The 16,276-nt window shown below is 30.9% G+C and carries 15 protein-coding genes; 13 read left to right on the top strand and 2 right to left on the bottom strand.

The genetic code is table 11. The features are described 5' to 3' along the window. Nucleotides 1–2: 2 nt before the first annotated feature. From HMPREF3134_RS10480 to HMPREF3134_RS10455, 6 genes are all read left to right on the top strand, one after another. On the top strand, nucleotides 3–1,763 hold the full coding sequence (locus HMPREF3134_RS10480; protein WP_070442722.1) for an IucA/IucC family protein: 1,761 nt from the start codon (nucleotides 3–5) through the stop codon (nucleotides 1,761–1,763). After that, a complete protein-coding gene (locus tag HMPREF3134_RS10475) occupies nucleotides 1,764–2,831 on the top strand; it encodes an alanine/ornithine racemase family PLP-dependent enzyme (RefSeq protein WP_070442717.1) in 1,068 nt (355 codons plus the stop codon). A 238-nt stretch (nucleotides 2,832–3,069) separates the two neighbouring features. Continuing rightward, a complete protein-coding gene (locus HMPREF3134_RS10470; protein WP_070442714.1) occupies nucleotides 3,070–4,068 on the top strand; it encodes an ABC transporter substrate-binding protein in 999 nt (332 codons plus the stop codon). Between the two features lie 11 nt (nucleotides 4,069–4,079). Further along, a complete protein-coding gene (locus HMPREF3134_RS10465) occupies nucleotides 4,080–5,111 on the top strand; it encodes a FecCD family ABC transporter permease (protein WP_070442711.1) in 1,032 nt (343 codons plus the stop codon). Then, nucleotides 5,108–6,073: a FecCD family ABC transporter permease gene (locus HMPREF3134_RS10460; RefSeq protein WP_037549677.1), complete on the top strand. Its 966-nt coding sequence runs from the start codon at nucleotides 5,108–5,110 to the stop codon at nucleotides 6,071–6,073. The genes HMPREF3134_RS10465 and HMPREF3134_RS10460 overlap by 4 nt, the downstream gene beginning before the upstream one ends. A 269-nt stretch (nucleotides 6,074–6,342) precedes the next feature. Then, nucleotides 6,343–7,659: a YjiH family protein gene (locus HMPREF3134_RS10455; protein ID WP_371106415.1), complete on the top strand. Its 1,317-nt coding sequence runs from the start codon at nucleotides 6,343–6,345 to the stop codon at nucleotides 7,657–7,659. Nucleotides 7,660–7,734: 75 nt separating this feature from the next. On the opposite strand, the gene HMPREF3134_RS10450 is transcribed toward HMPREF3134_RS10455, so the two are convergent. Further along, entirely contained in the window at nucleotides 7,735–8,049 is a 315-nt protein-coding gene (locus tag HMPREF3134_RS10450) for a heme oxygenase (RefSeq protein WP_070442705.1), read from the bottom strand. 153 nt (nucleotides 8,050–8,202) lie between these two features. Beyond that, a complete protein-coding gene (locus HMPREF3134_RS10445; RefSeq protein WP_037549668.1) occupies nucleotides 8,203–8,463 on the bottom strand; it encodes a SunI/YnzG family protein in 261 nt (86 codons plus the stop codon). A gap of 176 nt (nucleotides 8,464–8,639) precedes the next feature. Between HMPREF3134_RS10445 and HMPREF3134_RS10440 the strand changes: the two genes are divergently transcribed. From HMPREF3134_RS10440 to HMPREF3134_RS10410, 7 genes are all read left to right on the top strand, one after another. After that, nucleotides 8,640–9,158: a metal-dependent hydrolase gene (locus tag HMPREF3134_RS10440; RefSeq protein ID WP_070442702.1), complete on the top strand. Its 519-nt coding sequence runs from the start codon at nucleotides 8,640–8,642 to the stop codon at nucleotides 9,156–9,158. 55 nt (nucleotides 9,159–9,213) lie between these two features. Next, nucleotides 9,214–10,401 (top strand): UTP--glucose-1-phosphate uridylyltransferase, encoded by a 1,188-nt coding sequence (locus HMPREF3134_RS10435; RefSeq protein ID WP_070442699.1) that lies wholly within the window; start codon nucleotides 9,214–9,216, stop codon nucleotides 10,399–10,401. Between the two features lie 16 nt (nucleotides 10,402–10,417). Further along, the gene (locus tag HMPREF3134_RS10430) at nucleotides 10,418–11,101 is read left to right on the top strand and encodes a PAQR family membrane homeostasis protein TrhA (protein WP_011275183.1); all 684 of its coding nucleotides are present in this window, start codon (nucleotides 10,418–10,420) and stop codon (nucleotides 11,099–11,101) included. 138 nt (nucleotides 11,102–11,239) lie between these two features. Then, nucleotides 11,240–12,568 carry a multidrug efflux MFS transporter SdrM gene (gene sdrM, locus HMPREF3134_RS10425; protein WP_070442696.1) on the top strand — a complete coding sequence of 443 codons (1,329 nt, stop codon included), beginning with the start codon at nucleotides 11,240–11,242 and terminating at the stop codon, nucleotides 12,566–12,568. Between the two features lie 124 nt (nucleotides 12,569–12,692). Further along, nucleotides 12,693–13,160 (top strand): SepA family multidrug efflux transporter, encoded by a 468-nt coding sequence (locus HMPREF3134_RS10420; protein ID WP_070442693.1) that lies wholly within the window; start codon nucleotides 12,693–12,695, stop codon nucleotides 13,158–13,160. A gap of 75 nt (nucleotides 13,161–13,235) precedes the next feature. Further along, complete coding sequence (locus HMPREF3134_RS10415) at nucleotides 13,236–14,687, top strand: MDR family MFS transporter (RefSeq protein ID WP_070442690.1); 1,452 nt, start codon at nucleotides 13,236–13,238, stop codon at nucleotides 14,685–14,687. Nucleotides 14,688–14,831: 144 nt separating this feature from the next. After that, the gene (locus HMPREF3134_RS10410; protein WP_070442686.1) at nucleotides 14,832–15,899 is read left to right on the top strand and encodes a P-loop NTPase; all 1,068 of its coding nucleotides are present in this window, start codon (nucleotides 14,832–14,834) and stop codon (nucleotides 15,897–15,899) included. Nucleotides 15,900–16,276: the final 377 nt, after the last annotated feature.

Raw genomic sequence — 16,276 nt, 5'->3', positions numbered from 1 at the left:
GTATGATTCTAAACGCATGGCAAAATGCGGATACTAATATACAATATCGTATTTTAAATGCTTTAATAAAAGAAGGCATTTGGAAAGAACAAACTATTATTACAACTAAAGATGATCAATTAGATATACAATATCATGGATGTATACTTTCTACTCACTTTAATCATAACAGTGTAATGTCAAGGTATGAATTTGTAGGACCAATTGCATATCAATGTGGTGCTAATATAATGGAAGTATCAACAGTAGAAACTTTATTAGAAATATTAAGCAATCATTTTGACATTAATATACATCAGCAATTAATAGATGAAATAATACATAGTAGAGATAGTTTTGTTGAAATTTATAAACAATTTTATCAACGTCAACATAATGTGCAATCTAGTATGCAATTTTCTGGTATGCCAACAACTTTAAATTTTTTTGCATGGTTACAACATTTGAGTGACGCGAATGAAATCAATGATTTGTTATATTCAGAAAGCTTAGTATTAGAAGGTCATCCTACACATCCACTTACTAAAACGAAACTGCCATTAACTATGGATGAAGTTAAAATGTATTCACCTGAGTTTGAAAAAGTAATACCGTTAAAAATTATGTTAATCCATAAAGACTGTGCACAAGCTACGTGTATAGATAATGATGAAGATTTCATATTGAAGAAAGTAATACCTGAATATCAAATAAGAATTAGAAAATATGCACAGTCTATTCATATTTCGTTAGAAGACTATTTTGTGATATTAGTACATCCATGGCAATACAACCATACTATCTACGATAAGTTTGCGAATTGGATTGCTAATAAGTTTTTATTAACAACACCATTTGATGTCGATTCGAAAGCAACACTATCATTTAGGACGATGACACTCATCAATAAGCCATATCATATAAAATTACCTGTCAATGTACAAGCAACGAGCGCTGTCAGAACAGTTTCAAGTGTTACAACGGTAGACGGACCTAAATTAAGTAGCGCTTTACAAAATGTATTAAATCAATATCCACAACTAAATGTTGCAATAGAACCTTATGGTTTATGTGCGAAAACAAATGACGAGGATGCTAGACAGTTAGCATGCATTGTCAGAGAAACACCTTATATTGCAAACAATGGGGTGACTATTGTTACTGGTGCATTGGTTAATCCTAATCCAATTGATCGACATATTACAGTTAATAGTTATATCGAATGGGTTAATGGTGAGTTAAATAATAGAGGTATATTAACCTTTATTCAAAATTATAGTCGACAACTTATTACGCCTTTAATCAATTTAATTCAAGAGTATGGCATAGCTTTAGAAGCGCATATGCAAAATACTATAGTTAATTTAGGACCTAATTATCAAATGAATTTTATTGTGCGTGATTTAGGTGGGTCTCGAATTGATTTAAATACACTTACTCATAAACTGAAAAATATCAACGTGTCCAATCAAAGTTTATTGGCAGATTCAATTGAAGAAGTTATTGCGAAATTTCAGCATGCTGTTATTCAGAATCAGTTAGCTGAATTAATTCATCACTTTTCAAAAACGGAATTTGTAACTGAAGAAGAATTGTTCACTCTAGTTCAAAATGAAGTTAAATTAGCAATAAGTGATAATAAACCACATGCTCAAGCTTTAAAAGATGTGCTCTTTGGTTCAAAGATTACTGTTAAGGCATTATTACGCATGCGTATGAACAATAGAGTGAAAAAATATTTAAATATCGAACTTGATAATCCAATTAGAGATGAGGTGAGATAATTGGCTCAAATCAATATAAACTTATCTAAAATTGAATATAATGCATATGCACTAAGAACGTTATTAGAAAATAATGATATACATTTAACCCCAGTAATTAAATGTGTAGCTGGTGATAATCGAATTATCAAAACATTAATTCAATCAGGGTTCACCCATTTTGCAGAATCAAGACTTGAAAATATAAATGAAGATTTCAAGGGGCAATGCGATTATCTTTTACTAAGACCAACATCTAAAAAACAATATACTCAACTGATTAAATCAGTGAAAATGAGTATGCAAACTGAAATTGAGTCAATTAGAGAGATAAATGACATTGCTAAACAGTTAAATCAAAAACATCAAATTATGTTAATGATAGATTGGAAGGATAGACGTGAAGGGGTTATAACTTATGATGTACTAAATTATATTGAAGAAATCATCAAAATGACTCATATTCAATTAATAGGTATTGCATTTAACTTTATGTGTTTCAAGTCTTCGGCTCCAACTGAAGAAGATATATTAAAGATAAATCAATTCGTTGATGCTATTGAATATAATTTAGGGTTTAGATTAAAAGTTGTATCAGGTGGAAACTCAAGTATGGTACCACAATTAATGTACAATGATTTGGGTAAGATTAATGAGTTACGAATTGGTGAGGCATTATTTAGAGGGATAGATACTACAACAAATCAATCTATACCAATGCTATTTCAAAATGCAATTACAGTAGAAGCGGAAATTTTAGAGATTAAACCACGTCTATCTGACAATAACCAATGCTATTTACAAGCGATTGTAGATATTGGCTATGTTGACACAGACGTAAATAAAATTAAACCTATTAAGAATGATGTTAGCATTGTTGGTGCATCAAGTGATCATCTAATGATTAATTTAAACAATCAAGATTACTATAAAGTTGGTGATATTATAGAATTTGCTATGGAGTATGAGGCGCTTTCTCAAGTAATGTATCATAACCACATGACAAAGCACTATTTTAAGGATAATTATATTCACTCTTTGAATAGTAAGATGGTCAATTCTCCATTATTGATTAATAAAAAATGTTAATCAATTCTTTGTAGGTATTAATAATCATATAAACTTTAATAAATATTAGCCTTTAATTTTGAATTTATTCTGATTAATGGCTTTTTATTTTATCATTTCTAGGTAAAATCCCATAATAATTAAAATTCTAATCTATTTTTATAAAAAAATTAAAAAATATACTAAATCATATTGACATTGATAATCGTTATCAATAAACTATGTATTGTAAACCTATACATATTAAGGAGTGGAATTCATGAAAGGCTTTAAGTTTGCAGGTATAGTCGCATTATTATTTGCATTAGTTTTAGTTACTGCTTGTGGTAATGTTAGCAATAATGGTTCAGGTGATTCAGGTAATAAATCGTCATCGAAAGATTCTATTAAAATTAAACACGAATTAGGCACAACTAAAGTTCCTAAAGATGCTAAACGTGTCGTAGCGTTGGAATTTTCATTTGTAGATGCTTTAGCGGCACTAAATGTTAAACCTGTTGGGGTTGCTGATGACAACAAACCAAATCGTATTATTAAACCATTAAAAGAAAAAATTGGAGATTATAAATCTGTTGGTGCTCGTAAACAACCCAACTTAGAAGAAATCAGTAAATTAAAACCAGATTTAATTATTGCAGATAGTAACAGACACAAAGGTATTTATAAAGAATTAAGTAAAATTGCTCCAACAATTGAATTAAAAAGTTTTGATGGAGATTATAATGATAATATAGAAGCTTTTAAAACAATTGCCAAAGCTTTAAATAAAGAAGATGAAGGTAAGAAACGTTTAGAAGAGCATAAAGAAAAACTTGCAAAATATAAAGATGAAATTCAATTTGATAAAAATGAAAAAGTATTACCAGCTGTAGCGTCTAAATCTGGATTATTAGCTCATCCAAGTGAATCTTATGTAGGTCAATTCTTAAGTCAACTTGGCTTTAAAGAAGCATTAAATAAAGACGTCACTAAAGGGTTAAGCAAATATTTACAAGGACCTTATTTACAACTTAATGCAGAAACGTTAAAAGACGTTAATCCTGAACGTATGTTTATAATGACTGATGGAGCAAGTCCTAAAGAACCATCATATCAAGAAATGAAAAAAGATCCGGTTTGGGACACATTAGATGCGGTTAAACATAATCGTGTAAGTATCGTTAGTCGTGATACTTGGGCAAGAGCTCGAGGGTTAGTATCTTCTGAAGAAATGGCTAAAGAACTTGTAGAAATTTCAAAAAAAGATAAAGAAAAGTAAGGTGGCAAAAAATGACTATTAGATCTACTGATAGTCAATCTGCTTTAGATAAAGCAAATAAGAGACGCACTGCACTCACATTTATTGTGAGTGGGTGCTTTCTTTTTATTTTTGCTTATTTTAATTTAGCGATTGGCTCGTCTGAAATTCATGCTAAACATATTTTTGAATACTTTTTTACATCTATAAATAATAAACAAACATTTCTAATTCATAATGTAAGAATGCCAAGAATGATTGGTGGGTTATTAATTGGCGGTGCGTTAGCCTTAGCTGGCCTCTTAATGCAAGCGATTACTAGGAATCCATTAGCGTCTCCACAAATATTTGGTGTTAATTCCGGTGCATCATTTGTAATAGTATTAGTGACGATATTAATACCCTCACTAGGTAACTATGCAACATATTTAGCCTTCTTAGGGGCATTTATTGGCGGTCTAACTGTATATATACTATCTGGTTCAACGAAAAAAATAACGCCAATTAAATTAGCTCTTGCTGGAATGGCAATTCATTTATTTTTCAGTAGTTTAACACAAGGTATCATAATACTAAATGAAGATTCTAATACTACTGTTATGTTTTGGTTGGTAGGATCTCTTAATGGATTGAAATGGACTGCAGTATTGTCGGTTATGCCTTGGTTAATATTATCACTTATTTTAACTATTTTATTAGGACGTCAATTAACCATTATGGAATTAGGGGATGACATAGCGAAAGGATTGGGGCAAAAGACACAATTGATTAGAATTGTAATAGGTATACTTGTAATTGTATTAGCAGGTGCATCTGTTTCAATAGCTGGACCGATTGGATTCATTGGTTTAATCGTCCCTCATATAGTTAAACGTTATATAAGTAAAGATTACTTCTTAATGGTGCCTTTAACTTTTTTGATAGGTGCCGATTTATTATTACTATCAGATATGTTAAGTAGACTTATTACATTTCCTTACGAATCTCCAGTTGGTATTGTCACTTCATTTGTTGGGGCAATTTACTTCCTATTAATAACTTTAAAAGGGGTGAAACGAGTATGACAAAACGACAATTATCTATTCGTTATACTGTTGTAATCATCTGCTTAATTGTAAGCATATTTGTAAGTTTATGTGTTGGTTCAACAATGTACAGTCCTTTGAAAGCAATTCATGGAATTCTAAAATTTGATGATTTTATATTAAACGAGTACCGAATTCCAAGAACGTTACTAGGTTTAGTTGTAGGAAGTAGTTTGGCCATTTCTGGAGCGGTGATTCAAGGGGTAGTTAGAAACCCACTAGCATCTCCTGATGTTATAGGTATAACTAAAGGCGCAAGTTTGGCAGCTATTATAGTAATTATGCTATTTCCTTCAGCACCGCTATTAGTACTACCTATTGGTTCGTTCATAGGTGCATTATTTATTAGTTTGATTTTGTCATTTTTAATTGCTAAATATAATATTAAAGGCTCAACTTTAGCTTTAATTGGGTTAGCTATCGGTGCTATATGTACCGCTGTAGTTCAATTTTTACTTATTAGAAACCCTATGGATGCAAATAATGCGTTAGTTTGGTTGACAGGGAGTTTATATGGTCATACTATTGAAAATTTTTATTCAATCATACCCTGGTTTGTTATAACTTTACCACTCGTATTATGTTTAAGTTATCAATTAGATATTTTAAATTTAGGAGAAAATATTGCTACGGCGCTTGGTGCAAGAGTACAAAGACTCAAAATGATCTTACTTATTTTGTCGGTTATGCTGGCTGGCGCCTCAATTTCAGTAGTAGGCGGTATAAGTTTTCTAGGCCTAATTGCACCACATATCGCTAGATCTATTGTAGGTCAGCGTTACTTCCATGTTGTAATTATGTCTGGTTGTATAGGTTCAATTTTAATCTTGTTCAGTGATGGGTTAGCGAGAGGAATTCATCCACCATTAGATATACCTGTGGGTGTAATAATTGCTATCATTGGGGTGCCATATTTCTTATTTTTATTAAGACGAATTTAATGAAATTTAAGAGCTAATTATTCTCATATTTATGATGAAAATTAGCTCTTTTTATATTGCATATCAATTAAAAATGATATATAGTATTTAACATGATATTTATAAAAATACATATATTCTTATATTTATATAAAAGTTCGCTGTTTTACTTAATATATTTACATAATCAATGAATATAAAAGCATCAATAATGAGAAAGAAAGAGGTTATTAGTGGTGGAAGGTTACTCAAAGCAACAGATTGCCAAAGGTAGAGCGAAATTCATAACTATGTCTATTATTGGAATTATACTTTTCTTAATTCCAGTCCCATTTACACAAGATGGTGAGAAACAAACTACATTACCTGTAGCCTTTTTAGCAAATTGGCTAAAAGGTCTACTTGGTGATGCAATGCCAATTATCATAATTTTAATTATTACATTGTCTGCAATATTAACAGTACTTTATTCGACAATTTTTAAAAATAAAGTTAAACCAGGCGGATTATTAGATAGTGCATTTAAAGTTGGTCCAGTCTGGATGACATTAAGATTATTAGCCGTCGTCTTTGTATGGATGACCTATTTTAAACTTGGTTCAAAGGTTATTTATTCAGAGGATACTGGTGGTTTAGTGTTTTATGATCTTTTACCTACATTGGTTGCAGTATTTTTATTTGCTGCACTATTCTTACCTTTTTTAATGGAATATGGTTTATTAGAATTTTTAGGCCCCTTATTTAGACCAATTATGAGACCATTATTCACATTGCCAGGGCGATCTACAGTAGATAATTTAGCTTCGTTTATTGGTGATGGAACTGTAGGTGTCCTAATAACAAGTCGTCAGTATGAAAGAGGTATATACTCTAGAAGGGAATCCATAGTGATTTCTACTACGTTTAGTGTCGTTTCAATTACTTTTGCTATCGTTATTGCAGAAACTGTGGAATTACAACATAAATTTTTTGCGTTTTATTTAACTGTAATTATTTCATGTTTTGTTGCTGCAATGATCATGCCACGTATTTGGCCATTAAACAAAATACCTGATGAATTTACTAAAGAAGTTTCTGAGAATACTAGATTAGAAAAACTACCTGAAGGTAAAACGGCACTGGGATATGGTTTTGAAGAGGCAACTATTGTTGGATTGAAAGCACCAGGGTTTAAAGAGTTTTGGAAATCCGGTTTAAAAACTGTAATAGATATGTGGTTTGTTATCCTTCCAGTCGTTATGAGCATCGGAACGCTTGCGACTATGATAGCTAATTATACGCCAGTATTTTCAATTATTGGTCAACCTTTTATTCCAATTCTTGAATTATTGCAAATACCAGAAGCGGCTAAAGCCTCTGAAACATTATTGATTGGTTTTGCAGATATGTTCTTACCTTCTATATTAATTGCTGATGCGCACAGTGAGATTACAAGATTTGTAATTGGTGCCTTAAGTATTTCTCAATTAATATATTTATCAGAAGTTGGTGGTGTAATATTAGGTTCTAAAATACCAGTAAGTTTAGGTAAATTATTTATGATTTTCCTAATTAGAACTGCAATTACTTTACCAATTATAGCGTTAATGGCTCATTTATTATTATAAAATAGTAAAGGCAATGAAGTTAGAGGTTAGAAATGTTGAAATAAACAATTCCTATCTATACTTCATTGCCTTTTTTTAATTTAATGTAGATAACACCGTAGCTTTAACAATTTCACTGCTAATCACCGGTGAAGATTCAGACGATGTTTTGTCTCTGTTTTGATGTGCTTCTTTAAATGCATCGCTTTTAGTCCAAGCTTCAAAGTCTTTTTCAGTCTCCCACCATGTATTTACATACATGTCTTCACTTTCATGATCTCGTACTACTTTCCAAACTTCAATTTTATGAAAACCATGCAATGTTTCAATTTTTCCACCTTTAGTGAATCTTGGCGCCATTTTTTCTGCAAATCCTTTTTTTACGGTAATTCTATTTGTAACAACAAACATAATTTTAACCTCCCTATCTAAGTGTAGTTTAATTAATATTGAGAAAAATACAAAGTAATACAGTATTTATTATTTTAGATTAAAAAACTGTCAACTACATAGCGGAAGTTGACAGTTTTTTATAACTTTGCGAATGAAAAATGTATATTGTTATTATTTAGTTAATTCGTTATAAACCTTTTGGTCGTTGTGCGTATAAATAATGTATTCATGATCATCTGTATCAATAAGCACTCTATTAGTTTTACCAAAGGTAGAACCGATACGTGAAATATTTTTAGAATCTAAATCTGGAACGGCATGAATTTCTTGGTCTTGTGAAATATTTTTAATTTCACTAGTAGGGATTTTGATATCAGCTACTCTCCATTGAATTCTAACTTCATTATTATCTTTCTTAACAGTCATTGCCATTAAAGAACACATCCTTTATGTTATTTATGTCTATATCATATATCATTGTGTAATCGTTTTCAAGTATTAATGATATACTTTTTAAATTTTGTGATACACTATTTATCTAACACCGAAAATATGTTCGTATTTTAGAGTGATTTATGTTAAAATGTTCTCTATAAAGGAGAAGGTTTATGACAGGCAAAACTCACGTATCTGCTGGGTTACTAGTAGGTGCATTAACAACCGAACACTTTCAAACAGATTTGTTCTCAACTGTTACAGTAATATGTTTATCTATAGTTTCAAGTTTATTACCAGACATTTGTCACACTGGTAGTAAAATTGGTAGAAAATTAAAATTGCTTAGTTTAATTATTAGGCTGTTATTCGGTCATAGGACATTCACTCACTCTTTGTTATTTATAGGTATCATTATATTTCTCCTTAATTTGATTCAAACTCCTACTTACTATTTGGTTTCTATTATCGGTGGTATGGCCTCTCATGTTATACTAGATATGTTAACGCCAAGGGGAGTAAAGTTACTTTATCCTATTCCTCTTACTATTAAGTTCCCGTTTGCCTTTAAAACTGGTGGCTTAGTCGATGTATCACTGGCTACTGCATTAAGTATTGGTGCATTATACATATTATTTCAAACCTCTATTAGTCATTTATTAAAATATATAAGTCAGTCCATTTTAGGGTAACTATCAAATAATGAGAGTATGAATACATATTGAATTAATTACAAGGAGAGTTAAAATGTTAGATCAAAATCAATTAAAGAAATATAATCAAGAACATTTGAGTGAATATGAAAAGTTAATGAGCAGTAATGAAAAAGAAAAATTAGAATCGAGAGTGAATGAATTAAATTTAGAAAGTATTCAACAATTATTTCAAGATTTATATGTTAACCGTCAATCAATTTTTGATGTGTCATCTGTTTCAGAAGTAAAATATCTACGCAAGACTGAATTGACTAATCAAGAAAGTGCTAAATATGAACAAAAAGGCATAGAAGCAATACGAAACGGTGAATTTGCAGTTTTATTAATGGCTGGTGGTCAAGGGACGCGTTTAGGTTATAAAGGGCCAAAAGGTTCATTTGAAATAAAAGGAGTTAGTTTGTTTGAATTACAAGCACGACAATTACTTAAACTTAAAAAGGAAACAGGTCATTTAATCAATTGGTATATCATGACTAGTGATATCAATCATGAAGAAACGTTATCGTACTTTGAACAACATGATTATTTTGGTTATAAACCTGATAATGTACATTTCTTTAAACAAGAAAACATGGTCGCATTAAGTGAAACTGGGCAATTGGTACTTAATGAACAGGGATATATAATGGAGACGCCAAACGGAAATGGTGGTGTATTTAAATCATTAGAAAAAAATGGTTACTTAGATAAAATGGCATCTGATGGTGTGAAATTTATTTTCTTAAATAACATTGATAACGTATTAGTTAAAGTATTAGATCCATTATTTGTTGGGTTTACAGTGGTAAATGATTGTGATGTAACTTCTAAATCAATTCAACCTAAAGATGGTGAAAGTGTCGGACGATTAGTAAATCAAAATAGTAAGGACACGGTTCTTGAGTATTCTGAATTGGATGAAGCGGTCGCTAATACGTTTGATAATGCAAATATTGGAATTCATGCCTTTAAAGTTGCATTTATTAAACAAGCAGTAAATAATGATTTACCATATCACTTAGCAGTGAAAAAATTAAAGCAATTAGATGAAGATTTTGGAGTTGTTGAAAAACCAACATTAAAATTTGAATTGTTTTACTTTGATATTTTTAGATATGCAACAAGTTTTGTAACGTTGCAAGTTAATAGAGAAGATGAATTTTCTCCACTTAAAAATAAAGAAGGTAAAGATAGTGTTGAAACTGCTACATCAGATTTAGAACGTTTGAATTTAATTTAAAAGGTGGTGGGGCCAGATGTCTAACTCAACTAAGAATGCAAAAGGTACTGTTGTCGAATCATTTAAAGACATCATTCCTCTATCTTTCGGTGAAGAAATTGGTAACTCAGTTTCACATGGTGTAGCTGCGTTACTTACACTTTTTTTACTACCATATGCTGCAGTTCATAGTTATATAGCACATGGAACGTTAAGCTCAGTTAGTATTTCTATATTTGTAATTAGTATTTTTATGATGTTTATCTCTTCAACTATATATCATGCAATGAAAAATAATACTGCTCACAAATATATTTTAAGAATTATTGATCATAGTATGATTTATGTTGCTATTTCAGGAACTTATACGCCAGTTTTATTAACTGTCGTAGGAGGATGGATTGGTTGGTTTGTATTCATATTACTTTGGGGTACTACAATTTGGGGGATTTTGTATAAGTCCATTTCTGTTAATGTGAATCCTAAATTAAGTTTGATTGTCTATTTAGTAATGGGATGGGTTGGTATTATTTTTCTACCTATTATCATTATGCGCACATCTTGGTTATTTATCTTATTCATTGTACTAGGAGGCTTATCTTACACTATTGGTGCTTGGTTTTATGCACAAAAAAACCGTCCATATTTTCATATGATTTGGCATATTTTTATCGTAATCGCTTCAATGTTTCATTTAATAGCAATACTTTATTTTATATAGAGAATTCAAAATAAGGTTGATGATTTTATCGGTCATCAGTCTTATTTTTTATTTAAAGTAATCATTCTATTGCATATAAAATAAAATGTTGATTATTCTATTAAAGAATCTGAAATTTATTTAGGAGGAATAATGTTCATGAACTTTAAATCAATAGGTATCGTCGTAACTTTAGTTTTAACTATGTTTATGGCTGCAATAGAAAGCTCAATTATCTCATTAGCGATGCCCACTATAAGAACTGATTTAAACGCTGGTGCATCTATATCATTAGTATTTACTGTTTATTTCATAGCGCTTGTAGTTGCGAATCCTATTGTTGGTGAATTATTAACAAGATTTAAAATATTATATATTGCAATGGTAGGCGTGTTTTTATTTGGTATTGGTAGTTTAATGTCAGGAATGAGTGGCACATTTATAATGCTTATTATCTCTAGAATCGTTCAAGGATTGGGAGCAGGAGTTATGATGTCACTGACTCAAATTGTTCCAAAATTAGCATTTGAAATACCATTTAGATACAAAATTATGGGAATAGTAGGAAGTGTCTGGGGAATTTCAAGTATTATTGGACCGTTATTAGGTGGGGCAATTTTAGAGTTTGCAACATGGCATTGGTTATTTTTTATAAACATTCCAATAGCGGTTATTGCAATTATACTTGCATTTATTACTTTTCATTTTCCAGAAGAATCAGAAGTTAAATCCTCAAGCTTCGATGTTAAGGGACTTTCTTTCTTTTACATATTTATAGGATTATTTATGTTTGGTTTATTGAATAAGTCATCAGTAGTATTAAATATTATTTCATTGACGTTAGCATTCATTTTTATCTTTATTTTATTTAAATTTGAGAGCAAAATAAAAAATCCATTTATCCCAATTTCAGAGTTTAATCGTTCAGTTTCACTAGTGTTTGTAACAGATTTATTAATAGCTATGTCTTTAATGGGATACAATTTATACATTCCAATCTACTTACAAGATCACTTACATCTTTCACCACTTCAAAGTGGTTTGGTAATATTCCCGCTGTCAGTAGCTTGGTTAATTTTAAATTTTAACTTAGCAAAGGTAGAAGAGAACTTAACTCGAAAAGCATTATATATTAGTGCTTTTACATTATTATTGATTAGCAGTATCATACTCATGTTTGGTCTCAAATTACCGTTATTAATAGCAGCAACAGTAATTCTTGCTGGGTTAAGTTTTGGATTTGTTTATACAAAGGACAGTGTCATCGTTCAAGAAGAAACAGATCCTAGACATATGAAGAAAATGATGTCTTTCTATGCATTAACTAAAAATTTAGGTTCGTCAATAGGTTCAACTGTAATGGGATATTTCTATGCTATGTCAGTTGGAATCATGGATGGGCATTTTTACAATATATTATTTGCAGTATCATTAGTCGCTATTCTTCTCATTATTATGTGGTCAACGCTTAATAGATCCGATGTATAGAGTGTTTAATCATTCAAATGAAATATAATTTAAGAATAATAAAGTTTTAGACTAACGTACTTTAAATTTTATATCGTGATTTATTAATGATAAAATGACCGTGTATAAAAAGGAGGACAGAAGGATGAAGTTTTTTAAAAATAATTATAAAAATATTTTATCAACTTTACTTGTCCTCACTATCTTTATCATTTCAGGTGCTATTTTTTTAATGTTTTTAGGATTCGGTTTATTTGGATTAAGTCGAATTCTAATTTTTTGTAAGCTAGGTTATTTTACCTACAATAAAAATTTAGTAGATAATTTAGTTTATTATGGTAGCTATATTGTTTTTGGTTACTTCATTTTATTTGCCATTGAACATTTAATGGATTATTTTAGAAAACAATTGCCCAATAATCCATATTTTAATGGCAGTTTGTACCACTTGATTTCATACGTTGTTACTACGATACTCTTCTATTTTATTATTCACATACATTACGTTTATATCGAGATCGATTTTTGGGTTATTTCAGTCATCATAGGATTGTTATATATATTTAAAATTATATTTTATCCAGATAGTGAGAACCTTAATAATAAGAAATAGCAAGCATTTAGTTTGCTTGGCATACTAAAGTTTTGTTGAATATAAAAATATGTATGAAATAAAAGGAGTTTTTATATGGCGAATATAGAAGTATCCACAAAAAAACGGAACCTCATCGTAGCGGTAATGCTATTAAGTGCATTTATCGCTATTTTAAATCAAACTTTACTAAATACGGCTTTGCCACACATTATGAGCGAATTAAATACATCTGAAAATACTGCTCAATGGTTAGTAACGGGCTTTATGCTTGTTAATGGAACTATGATTCCTTTAACTGCCTATCTGATGGATCGAATAAAAACAAAACCATTATATTTAGTTTCAATGGGAATTTTCTTAGTTGGTTCAATTGTAGCTGCCATTGCACCTAGTTTTGGTGTCCTAATGTTTGCCAGAGTGATACAAGCAATCGGTGCCGGAATTATTATGCCACTCATGCAGTTCACATTGTTTACATTATTTTCAAAAGAGAAACGTGGATTTGCAATGGGATTGGCTGGTTTGGTCATACAATTTGCTCCAGCAATAGGTCCTACGTTTTCTGGGTTAATTATTGATAATACAAGTTGGAGAGTGCCTTTCATTATAGTTGTAGGCATTACGCTCGTAGGATATATATTTGGTGCTATCACGCTATCTAGTTATAACGAAACTAAAAAGACAGCGTTAGATAAAAGATCGGTTGTTTATTCAACATTAGGATTCGGATTAATGCTTTATGCGTTCAGTAGCGCAGGTAATTTGGGGTTCACTAATCCAATTGTTATAATCTCTGCCTTTATTGGTCTTCTAATAGTTATCACATTTATTAGAAGACAGTTAAGTATCACTAATCCCTTGTTAAACCTCAGAGTTTTTAAAAGCAAAATATTCACTTTCAGTACTATAACCTCAATGATTGTAATGATGTCAATGGTAGGTCCAGCCCTCTTAATTCCTTTATTTGTTCAAAATGGACTTGGGTTGAGCGCATTTATGTCTGGATTGGTCATTATGCCCGGAGCAATTTTAAACGGTATAATGTCTGTTTATACAGGTAAAATATATGATAAGTATGGGCCTAGACTTTTAATTTTAATTGGTTTCATTATTCTTATCGCAACAACGGCATCTTTAAGTTTCTTGAAATATGATTCATCATACACTATGTTAGTTGTTGTTTATGCAATAAGAATGTTTGCAGTTTCATTATTAATGATGCCTATCAATACTGCAGGCATCAATGCACTTAGAAATGAAGATATATCACATGGTACTGCCATCATGAACTTCGGTCGTGTTATGGCCGGCTCTCTAGGAACAGCTTTAATGGTCACTTTCATGAGTATTGGTGCAAAAATACTAAGCACTGGTTCTTCAGCAAGTTCGAACCATGAAATATTACAAAGACAGAGTGTTGCAGCTGGTGTAGATTTATCGTTTGCAATAGTAACTGGTCTTGTAATTATTGGTTTTATTTTCTCTTTATTCATCAAAGAGGAAAGACACTATAATAAAAATTCAAAAAATACACGGGATATGTAATTCTCATATTGATAGAAGTTAGCCAACAAATAGTGAGCTAACTTCTTTTTTTATACATTTAAAAAATATATACTAATTTAGAAAGTCAATACATATTAATATTTGATATTATAGAGGTATAAAGAATAATAAGGGGGATTTTCATTGTTAACGGTAGATCAAGTGAAAGAAATAGTTGGAGCATTAAAAGATCCAATTATAGATGTACCACTTAAAGAAACAGACGGTATTGTAGAAGTAACTATTAAAGAAGAAATAGAGCATGTTAGTGTCAAAGTGGCAATGGCACAATTAGGCGGACAACCGCAATTAGATTTACAAATGGCAATAGTTAAAGCGCTTAAAGATAATGGTGCTAATACTGTTGGCATAAGATTTGAAGAATTACCTGCCGAAACGGTTGAGCAATATACTGGTAAGAAAGAAGAACAACCTAAGACCATTGAAGGGCTTTTATCTAAAGACAATCCTTTAGAATTTATAGCGATCGCTTCAGGAAAAGGCGGTGTAGGTAAATCTACAGTAGCAGTAAATTTAGCAGTAGCCTTAGCCCGCGAAGGTAAACGTGTTGGTTTAGTTGATGCGGATATTTATGGTTTTAGTGTTCCAGATATGATGGGTATTGATGAGAAACCAGGAGTTCAAGGAAAAGAGATTATTCCAGTAGAACGTCATGGAGTGAAAGTTATATCAATGGCCTTTTTTGTAGAAGAGAATGCACCAGTAATATGGCGTGGACCTATGTTAGGGAAAATGTTAACCAATTTCTTTGTAGAAGTGAAATGGGGAGAACTTGATTACTTACTATTAGACTTACCTCCAGGAACAGGGGATGTAGCTTTAGATGTACATTCAATGCTACCAAGTAGTAAAGAGATAATTGTAACGACACCGCATCCTACTGCAGCATTTGTTGCGGCTAGAGCAGGGGCAATGGCAAAACATACCGAGCACTCTATTCTCGGTGTTATCGAAAATATGAGTTATTTTGAAAGTAAAGAAACAGGTAATAAAGAATATGTCTTTGGTAAAGGCGGAGGACGTAAACTAGCAGATGAATTAAATACTCAGTTATTAGGAGAACTACCATTAGAACAACCTACTTGGAATCCTAAAGATTTCTCACCCTCTATTTATCAAGCAGATGATCGTTTAGGAAAAATCTACACATCTATCGCCCAAAAAGTGATAGCATCTACAATTAAAAAATAAAGATAGATTTAGTGTAAAATTGACGCATGAAATTTTAAATTTCATGCTTTTTTCTATTGCAAAATATCTTGAATCTGATAGAATACATTCTTGTGGGTAACACATCCAACCGAACCATATTTTATTTAAAATTTAGTTCAAAAAAGTGTTGACGTAATACTTTTATCTTGATATTATATAAAAGTCGTCAAAAACAGATGTTAATTCTTTATAAAGTTTGTTTCGATGGTGTAAAAGTTACCATTGCAAAACAAATTAAGATGACTTAAAATATTAAAAGTAATCAATAAAAGTTATTGACTTTGTTAAATGAAAGTTATATAATATAGAAGTTGATTTTTAAAAAAATGAACATTGAAAACTGAATGACAATATGT

The organism is Staphylococcus sp. HMSC14D10, assembly GCF_001808125.1.
In the GTDB taxonomy this organism is placed as follows: Bacteria; Bacillota; Bacilli; order Staphylococcales; family Staphylococcaceae; genus Staphylococcus; species Staphylococcus haemolyticus.
This window is presented reverse-complemented; position numbering and strand designations above follow the sequence as displayed.

Coding starts and splice junctions, on each gene's coding strand:
- HMPREF3134_RS10480 (WP_070442722.1), top strand. CDS start 3: ATGATTCTAAACGCATGGCAAAATGCGGATACTAATATACAATATCGT.
- HMPREF3134_RS10470 (WP_070442714.1), top strand. CDS start 3,070: ATGAAAGGCTTTAAGTTTGCAGGTATAGTCGCATTATTATTTGCATTA.
- HMPREF3134_RS10465 (WP_070442711.1), top strand. CDS start 4,080: ATGACTATTAGATCTACTGATAGTCAATCTGCTTTAGATAAAGCAAAT.
- HMPREF3134_RS10460 (WP_037549677.1), top strand. CDS start 5,108: ATGACAAAACGACAATTATCTATTCGTTATACTGTTGTAATCATCTGC.
- HMPREF3134_RS10455 (WP_371106415.1), top strand. CDS start 6,343: ATGTCTATTATTGGAATTATACTTTTCTTAATTCCAGTCCCATTTACA.
- HMPREF3134_RS10450 (WP_070442705.1), bottom strand. CDS start 8,049: ATGTTTGTTGTTACAAATAGAATTACCGTAAAAAAAGGATTTGCAGAA.
- HMPREF3134_RS10445 (WP_037549668.1), bottom strand. CDS start 8,463: ATGGCAATGACTGTTAAGAAAGATAATAATGAAGTTAGAATTCAATGG.
- HMPREF3134_RS10440 (WP_070442702.1), top strand. CDS start 8,640: ATGACAGGCAAAACTCACGTATCTGCTGGGTTACTAGTAGGTGCATTA.
- HMPREF3134_RS10435 (WP_070442699.1), top strand. CDS start 9,214: ATGTTAGATCAAAATCAATTAAAGAAATATAATCAAGAACATTTGAGT.
- HMPREF3134_RS10430 (WP_011275183.1), top strand. CDS start 10,418: ATGTCTAACTCAACTAAGAATGCAAAAGGTACTGTTGTCGAATCATTT.
- sdrM (WP_070442696.1), top strand. CDS start 11,240: ATGAACTTTAAATCAATAGGTATCGTCGTAACTTTAGTTTTAACTATG.
- HMPREF3134_RS10420 (WP_070442693.1), top strand. CDS start 12,693: ATGAAGTTTTTTAAAAATAATTATAAAAATATTTTATCAACTTTACTT.
- HMPREF3134_RS10415 (WP_070442690.1), top strand. CDS start 13,236: ATGGCGAATATAGAAGTATCCACAAAAAAACGGAACCTCATCGTAGCG.